This is a genomic window from Pseudoalteromonas sp. SR45-5 (genome assembly GCF_014163565.1).
GTDB classification, from domain to species: Bacteria; Pseudomonadota; Gammaproteobacteria; order Enterobacterales; family Alteromonadaceae; genus Pseudoalteromonas; species Pseudoalteromonas distincta.
The window spans coordinates 1-7604 of the sequence record NZ_JACJDN010000141.1; the positions used below are offsets into that span (position 1 = coordinate 1).

The following is a 7604-nucleotide window of genomic DNA, read 5'->3' on the forward strand; positions in this document are numbered from 1 at the left end:
GAAGTGGGTGACAAGGTAATGAAAAACTTACTTATTCACTTTAAACTTAGAAGCTCTACGCATTGCCATATATACAGACTAGCAACAAATAAAATAGTATTACTCGCGCCTAAGGAAATGAGTAATGACGAATTTACCGACCTCGTAAAAACATATAACTTTAATACACCGGTATTAACTGACCCTTTTATCTACATAACCCTATGTGCAGGTATTGCCAGTGGTAATAAATCGCTACTACTTGAAAACGCTCATATAGCAGCGCTGCAAGCTAAACAAGGCAGGCATAGTGTAGTTAACTACTCAAAAGCGCTACACGATGTAAAAACGCAATATCAATACAATGTAGAAATGGCTAAAGAAGTGCGAGAAGCGTTTGATAACAATCGTATAGTGCCTTACTTTCAACCCATTATTGACACAAATACCAATAAGGTCGTTCAATACGAATGTTTAGCTCGAATGGTAACAGCACAAGGGGAAGTATTAAAACCTGATGCATTTTTAAATGTTGTTACCCGCTCAAGAATGGACGGAATACTTACCCGTACTATATTTTCACAATGTGTTAGTCGCTTTAGAAAAACCGATATTTGCTGGAGTTTAAATATAACAGCACAAGATATGCTCGACCCTAATTTAAGTGAGTTTATTGCGGACGAACTTAAGCGCTACCCGCATCCTGGTAATATCACATTAGAGCTTTTAGAAACCCAAGCTATTGCCAACTTCTCTGAAGTAAAAGCATTTATTGGAATGGTTAAAACAAAAGGCGTTAAGGTTATTATTGATGACTTTGGTAGTGGTTATTCAAATATATCAAACGTACTTAAGCTTGAAGTAGATGGTATTAAATTAGATGGCGCACTAATAAAGCAAATAGTGAATGACAAAGATATCTACTTGTTTATTGAGCATATAGCCAGCTTTGCTAATCAACTTGGTTTACAATTAATGGCAGAATCGGTAGAAAATACAACCATAGTAACCGCACTTAAAAAGGCGAATGTGACACTAATGCAAGGCAACTATTTTGCCCACCCAGTGCCACATGTTAATACGGTTACAGAAGAATTAGCACTTTGACTTACTTTAACCAGGGCGTGTTGATCTTTGTGGATTGAAATTTGTTCAATCTAGGGGCGATTAAATCGCGGCGCGAGGTTTGTAACCTAGTGGGCTAAGTAAAAACTGAGCAACAAAGAGTTAATCGTCCCTAGAAAGAACCCAAAGGGCAGCACATGTTTGGTCTTTATGCTGCGTTATCGCCTATTTATGGGGAATAACCACACTACATAGGCTCCGCCTTGCCTAAAAACCAAACATGCTGCTGCAAAATCAATCACGAAAGGTCAACACGCCCTAGGTAAGTTTATAACGAGTCGGTGGCTTTGCTGGCCACTGGCCCAGTATTTACGCTCAAAAGGCGTAATTGCATCGTCTGACTCATAAAGTGTTACATCGCAAGGGTTGCCTGTTAATTCAAGCGCCCGAGTAAACTCCTTAACGTAAATATCCCAATTGCTGCGCACTTCTAATTTTCCACCTAACTTAACAATAAATGGAAAAATAGCTGCGCCATGCCAGCGCCTACGAATATGCTTAGATTTAGGCCACGGGTTTGGATACAACAAATAATGGTGCGTAGGTTGCCAATTGGCGGCTACCGCTAAACGCCAAAAGTCATTTAAATCTGCTTGCACTAAGATGTACTGACCACTGTCGGTTTGCTTATATTCAACATCATGCTTATCTAATCGGTGCGACGATTTATCAATACCAATTATAAGTGCATCAGGGTGGCGCTTAGCTAAGTTAGCTGAGCTTTCACCCACGCCACAACACGAGTCTAAAATAAGCGGGCCACTAAAGGCTTGTACTTTAGCATTAACCTCGTCAAATGCGGCTTGGGTATGCGCTGCTATTGGCTTTTTAAATTCAGCATCTAAATGCTTATTTACTATTTCATCAAGCTTTTCGTGAATACCCGCTTGATTAGATACAATACTACGTGAATTTGCATCACTCATTAGTGTCTTAGCCCCACACCTTTTTTAATTAAAGTTAGCGCTAAAGTAAATAACACCGTAATAAACACCAAAATAACGCCTAGCGCTACACTTAAATCAACATCCGACACACCTAAAAAGCCATAGCGAAATGCATTTACCATGTAAATAATAGGGTTTATTTGCGATACGTTTTGCCAAAATTCTGGCAATAACGTAATTGAATAAAATACACCGCCTAAGTAAGTTAATGGCGTTAGTATAAAGGTGGGAATAATGCTTATATCGTCAAAGCTATTTGCATAAATTGCATTAATTAAGCCACCTAAAGCAAACACAGCTGAGGTTAAAATAACGGTCGCCATAATTACAAAAATATTATGAATTTGAATATCAACAAATAATAACGATACACAAGTAACTATAAAGCCCACCATAATACCGCGCGTCATACCGCCGCCCATATAACCCAGTACAATGATGTAATTAGGCACAGGTGCAACTAAAAGCTCTTCAATGCTTTTTTGAAATTTTGTTGAGTAAAAACTAGAGGCTACGTTGGAATAGGAATTAGTAATAACCGACATCATTATAAGGCCAGGTACAATAAACTCCATATAACTAAAGCCGCCCATATCACCAATACGTGAACCAATTAAGTTACCAAAAATAACAAAATATAAGCTCATCGTAATTGCTGGCGGCACTAAGGTTTGTACCCAGATACGTAAAAAACGAATACACTCTTTAATCCATAAACTCTTTAAGGCTACGCCATATTTAAACATTTATTCGCCCCGCCCTTGCTCTAATAATCCTACAAATAACTCTTCTAGTCTGTTTGCTTTATTTCGCATACTCAATACTGTATTTCCTTGGCTTGTTAATGCGCTAAATACCGCATTTAAGCCCTGTGATTTAGCGACTTCTACTTCAACAGTATGATCGTCCGTCATCGTGAACTTATAACCTTCAAGCGTGACAGGGTTTGCTGGCATTTTTAAATCTAAAATAAAGGTTTCTTTATCAAGTTTTGCAAGCAGTGCTTTAATGGTGGTGTTTTCAACAATTCGACCAGAATCAATAATCGCTATGTTTTTACACAGTAACTCAGCTTCTTCAAGGTAGTGTGTGGTCAAAATAATAGTAACGCCTTGCTCATTTATTTGGCGTAAAAAATCCCACATTGAACGACGAAGCTCTATGTCTACACCCGCTGTTGGCTCATCAAGTATAAGTAATTTTGGCTCGTGCATAAGGGCGCGTGCAATCATTAATCGACGTTTCATTCCGCCTGAAAGCGTACGTGCTTGCTTGTCTTTTTTCTCTAACAAACCCAGCTGCGCTAAATATTTATCAGCACGTTTATGGGCTTCACCACGTGGCACACCATAATAACCGGCTTGGTTAACCAGTATTTGGCTAAGCGTTTCAAACTGACTAAAGTTAAATTCTTGCGGCACTAGGCCTAAATGCGCTTTTGCAGCTTCTAAATCAGTATCAATATCACAGCCAAATACTTCTACTTTGCCTTTTGTTTTATTAACAAGTGACGAAATAACACCAATAGTGGTTGATTTACCGGCTCCATTTGGACCAAGCAAAGCGAAAAAATCGCCCTCTTCAACTTGTAAATCAACGCCTTTAATTGCCTCAACACCATTTTTATAAACCTTGGTAAGGCCTTCTATATTTAAAGCAATATTTTGCTTATTCATTACTTACCCTCACCATAACCCCAACGTTTTGTTAGGTTATGCTCAATGTTTAAATGATCTAAAATTCTCGCCACCATAAAATCAACTAAGTCTTCGATACTTTGTGGCTTATGATAAAAACCAGGTGCGGCTGGCATAATTGTTACCCCTAGACGAGATAACTTAAGCATGTTTTCTAAATGAATTTCGTTAAATGGTGTTTCGCGAGGCACTAAAATGAGCTGTCCGCGTTCTTTAATTACCACATCAGCGGCGCGCTCTAATAAATTATCAGACGCCCCCACTGCAATTGCAGAAACCGATCCGGCACTACATGGGCATACTACCATTTTTTTAGGAGCAGCAGAGCCCGAAGCTACTGGGCTAAACCAGTTATCTTTACCGTATACTTTTAGTTGTTCATGTTTGGCATTAAACAGCGTACTTAACTGCTCTGTGGCTTTATCTTCATTTCCAGAGAGCTTAATATTTGATTCTGTATCAAGCACCACGCGTGCTGCACTTGAAATGAGAACGTAGACCTGAAATTGCTGCTCTAGTAATACTTCAAGTAACCTAAGCCCATAAGGCGCACCCGATGCACCACTAAAAGCGAGCGTAATTCTATCTTTAAATTGCACACTATTCTCCGCTGTATTTATCAGCTAAGCCATCAACAAGGTGTTGATGAAGGCCATTAAAGCCGCCATTGCTCATAATTAAAATATGCTGATTAGGCTCAATATTTTCAAGCACCGTATCAATAATTGTTTGCGTGCTGCTAAAGCACTGCATGCCTGCTTTATCTGCTTGCTCTTTTAGCGACCAATTTAGATTCTCTGGTTCAAAAAGGAGTACGTTATCAGCATCACGCAGTGAATCTAATAATGTATATTGGTGCACGCCCATTTTCATGGTGTTTGAGCGCGGCTCTAAAATAGCGATAATTTTTTCATCGCCTACTTTTGCGCGCAATCCTGCAAGCGTAGTTTTAATTGCTGTTGGGTGATGCGCAAAGTCGTCATACACTTTAATATTATTTATATCCGCTTTTAGCTCCATACGCCTTTTAGGGCTAATAAATTCTCCTAACGCATCAATACTATGATCAACAGCTATACCCACATGGCGCGCTGCTGCGATAGTCATAATCGCATTTTTAACGTTATGCTCGCCTATTGCTTGCCAACAGACAGTGCCCTGCTTTTCGCCATTAAGTAATACATTAAACTCACTTCCATCGGCTTTTATTAATTCATAGCTCCAATCATCACCTAGCGTTTCGCTTTCGCTCCAAAGCCCTTGTGCTATTACGTCATTAAGCGCTACGTCTTGCTTTGGCCAAATTACCTTGCCGCTTTGAGGTAATGTACGCATTAAGTGATGAAATTGTTTTTTTATTGCGTTTAAATCTTCAAAAATATCAGCGTGATCGAATTCAAGATTATTTAAGATAAGTGTACGCGGGAGGTAATGCACAAACTTACTGCGCTTATCAAAAAAAGCAGTATCGTATTCATCGGCTTCAATAACAAAAAATGGCGTTTCACCCACTTTTGCCGATACACCAAAATTTTGCACTATGCCGCCAATTAAAAACCCTGGTTTTAAACCTGCGTACTCTAACACCCACGCAAGCATACTTGCTGTGGTTGTTTTACCATGCGTACCAGCAACCGCAAGCACCCAAGAATCTTGCAGTAAGTTATGCTTAAGCCACTCAGGGCCTGAAGTATAAGGCAGGCCTTTATCAAGCACATATTCAACACATGGGTTACCCCGGCTCATTGCATTACCAATAACGACCATATCTGGCTTTGGCTCTAACTGAGATACCGCGTAGCCTTGAGTCAGTTCAATGCCAAGCTCTTCAAGTTGCGTACTCATTGGTGGGTATACGTTCTGATCAGAACCCGTTACTTTATGACCTAATGATTTAGCAATGGCTGCAATGCCACCCATAAACGTGCCACAAATGCCCAAAATATGTATATGCATATACTTTCCTTAAATCGTATGCTCACTTTACAGCTATGCAAAGTTTAATGGCGCTATAATGCCAAAATTCGTGCTTAGTTACCATTGCGAGTAAGCACTTCACTCGTGCCAAAATGACCACTTGATAATAAAAAAGCCTTCTTAATTAGAAGGCTTTTTTATTAGTCATTATTTGCTACATCATTAAAAATACTATTAAACCTACACCGAGCAATAAACGATATATCACAAATGGCAACATGCCCATTCGCTCTATTACTTTTAAAAACATAAATATACATGCATAAGCCGATAAGAACGATAGCACTACACCTAGTAATAATGTATTCCAATCAACCACATGGTCACCCAAAGCAAGCTCTGCAGTATAATAAAGCCCCATCATAGAAATAATTGGAATTGCCAGTAAGAACGAAAAACGCGCTGCGCTTTGCTTATTCATTCCAAGCATTAAACCAGCTGTCATCGTGATACCTGAGCGAGAAGTTCCCGGGATCATTGCAACAGCTTGTGCAAAACCAATAATAAGTGCTGTTTTCCAATTAAGCTGATAAATAGTTTTAATTTGCTTACCTTTTGCATCCGCGTACCAAAGCAATAAACCAAACACAATTGTGGTAGTAGCAATTACCCAAGCGCTTCGTAGGTACAACTCTATAAAGTCTTTTAAAAGTAAGCCTAAAATAGCGGCAGGCACAGTGCCTAAAATTATCCACCAACCTAGCTTACTATCATCACTAGTACCTTGTGCTCCAAAGGATTTAAACCACGCACTGAGTATGTCGACGACCTCTTTGCGAAAATAAATAACAACAGCAATTAAAGTACCAACATGGACTGCCACGTCAAACGCAAGCCCTTGATCTTCCCAGCCTAAAATTTGCGATGGGAGAATTAAGTGCGCAGAACTAGAAATTGGTAAAAACTCAGTAAATCCCTGTATGAGGGCTAAAATAATTATTTCGATGATACTCATGGGTTAGAAAACTCCACCTTCCATAGCTTTTGTTGAGGGTTATTATATTCATTCCATAACTGCGCAATCGTTTGTTTAGCTACAGGATGATAGAAATCTGGGGCAACCTCGCTAAGAGGTTGTAATACAAATGCGTTTTTAGTTATTTCATCTCGTGGTAATTGTGCTGGAGAAGCGCAAATTACATCATCATAAAATAGTAAATCTAAATCGAGCGTTCGTGGACTAAACTTTTTATCGTTCGCTGTGCGTCCATTATCACGCTCTATTTGTTTTAATAAAGCGCATACATCAACAAGCGACATATCAGTTGTAGCGCCAACGACTGAATTATAAAAATTATTGCCAGCAAACCCTACTGCTTCACTTTCAAAAACAGACGAGTGTACAATATGTTCAAAGTGCTGCTTAAGTGCAATTAATGCACATTGTATATAATGCGCTTTATTTATATTTGACCCTAGGCTGATATAAATTTGAGCCATTTAGTCAGTTGCCTTAACACGTGTAATTTCAACACCTACAGTTTGCGCTTGTGCTACTGCTGCTGGTTTACTTACTCTTATAGTAACTTGTGGAGTATTAAACTCGCTTAAAATAATATGCGCTAATTGTTCAACTAAAGTTTCTAGCAACTCTACAGGTTTTAAAGTGCAGTGCTCAATAACTCGCTCACTTACTTTTGAGTAATCCAGTGCTAAATTAATATCGTCATTTTCAGCTGCAGGCTTAATATCGCTTAGCATTTCAATATCAAAATAAAGGCTCTGTTTACTTTCTTTTTCAAAGTCGTACACTCCAATAATAGTGTCGACGTGCAATTGAGATATAAAAACCTTATCCATTGATACTCCAAATAACAACAAACTACTAAGCAACTATACTAAGCATCAATAAAATTAATACTGTATATGGTTTAGCCAG

9 protein-coding genes are annotated in these 7604 nt (G+C 38.9%); 1 reads left to right on the forward strand and 8 read right to left on the reverse strand.

Going from position 1 to position 7604, the window contains the following annotated elements:
* On the forward strand, positions 1–1086 hold a 1086-nt coding region (locus tag H5072_RS07475; protein WP_182693155.1), incomplete at its 5' end, for an EAL domain-containing protein.
* Positions 1087–1352: 266 nt separating this feature from the next.
* On the opposite strand, the gene H5072_RS07480 is transcribed toward H5072_RS07475, so the two are convergent.
* The 8 genes from H5072_RS07480 to folB form a co-directional block, all read right to left on the reverse strand.
* Positions 1353–2030 carry a tRNA (guanosine(46)-N(7))-methyltransferase TrmB gene (locus tag H5072_RS07480; RefSeq protein ID WP_182693156.1) on the reverse strand — a complete coding sequence of 226 codons (678 nt, stop codon included), beginning with the start codon at positions 2028–2030 and terminating at the stop codon, positions 1353–1355.
* A complete protein-coding gene (locus H5072_RS07485; RefSeq protein WP_002961025.1) occupies positions 2030–2797 on the reverse strand; it encodes an ABC transporter permease in 768 nt (255 codons plus the stop codon). Before H5072_RS07485 ends, H5072_RS07480 begins: the two co-directional genes overlap by 1 nt.
* Positions 2798–3727, reverse strand: a complete 930-nt coding sequence (locus tag H5072_RS07490; RefSeq protein ID WP_182693157.1) for an ABC transporter ATP-binding protein — start codon at positions 3725–3727, stop codon at positions 2798–2800.
* Positions 3727–4347: a flavin prenyltransferase UbiX gene (locus H5072_RS07495; RefSeq protein ID WP_182693158.1), complete on the reverse strand. Its 621-nt coding sequence runs from the start codon at positions 4345–4347 to the stop codon at positions 3727–3729. Before H5072_RS07495 ends, H5072_RS07490 begins: the two co-directional genes overlap by 1 nt.
* Before the next feature lies 1 nt (position 4348).
* Complete coding sequence (gene mpl / locus H5072_RS07500) at positions 4349–5704, reverse strand: UDP-N-acetylmuramate:L-alanyl-gamma-D-glutamyl-meso-diaminopimelate ligase (protein WP_182693159.1); 1356 nt, start codon at positions 5702–5704, stop codon at positions 4349–4351.
* A gap of 175 nt (positions 5705–5879) precedes the next feature.
* Complete coding sequence (locus H5072_RS07505) at positions 5880–6680, reverse strand: undecaprenyl-diphosphate phosphatase (protein ID WP_182670780.1); 801 nt, start codon at positions 6678–6680, stop codon at positions 5880–5882.
* Positions 6677–7165, reverse strand: a complete 489-nt coding sequence (folK, locus tag H5072_RS07510; protein ID WP_024604057.1) for a 2-amino-4-hydroxy-6-hydroxymethyldihydropteridine diphosphokinase — start codon at positions 7163–7165, stop codon at positions 6677–6679. The genes H5072_RS07505 and folK overlap by 4 nt, the downstream gene beginning before the upstream one ends.
* On the reverse strand, positions 7166–7525 hold the full coding sequence (gene folB / locus H5072_RS07515) for a dihydroneopterin aldolase (RefSeq protein ID WP_024604056.1): 360 nt from the start codon (positions 7523–7525) through the stop codon (positions 7166–7168).
* Between the last annotated feature and the right edge of the window lie 79 nt (positions 7526–7604).

Coding starts and splice junctions, on each gene's coding strand:
- H5072_RS07480 (WP_182693156.1), bottom strand. CDS start 2,030: ATGAGTGATGCAAATTCACGTAGTATTGTATCTAATCAAGCGGGTATT.
- H5072_RS07485 (WP_002961025.1), bottom strand. CDS start 2,797: ATGTTTAAATATGGCGTAGCCTTAAAGAGTTTATGGATTAAAGAGTGT.
- H5072_RS07490 (WP_182693157.1), bottom strand. CDS start 3,727: ATGAATAAGCAAAATATTGCTTTAAATATAGAAGGCCTTACCAAGGTT.
- mpl (WP_182693159.1), bottom strand. CDS start 5,704: ATGCATATACATATTTTGGGCATTTGTGGCACGTTTATGGGTGGCATT.
- H5072_RS07505 (WP_182670780.1), bottom strand. CDS start 6,680: ATGAGTATCATCGAAATAATTATTTTAGCCCTCATACAGGGATTTACT.
- folK (WP_024604057.1), bottom strand. CDS start 7,165: ATGGCTCAAATTTATATCAGCCTAGGGTCAAATATAAATAAAGCGCAT.
- folB (WP_024604056.1), bottom strand. CDS start 7,525: ATGGATAAGGTTTTTATATCTCAATTGCACGTCGACACTATTATTGGA.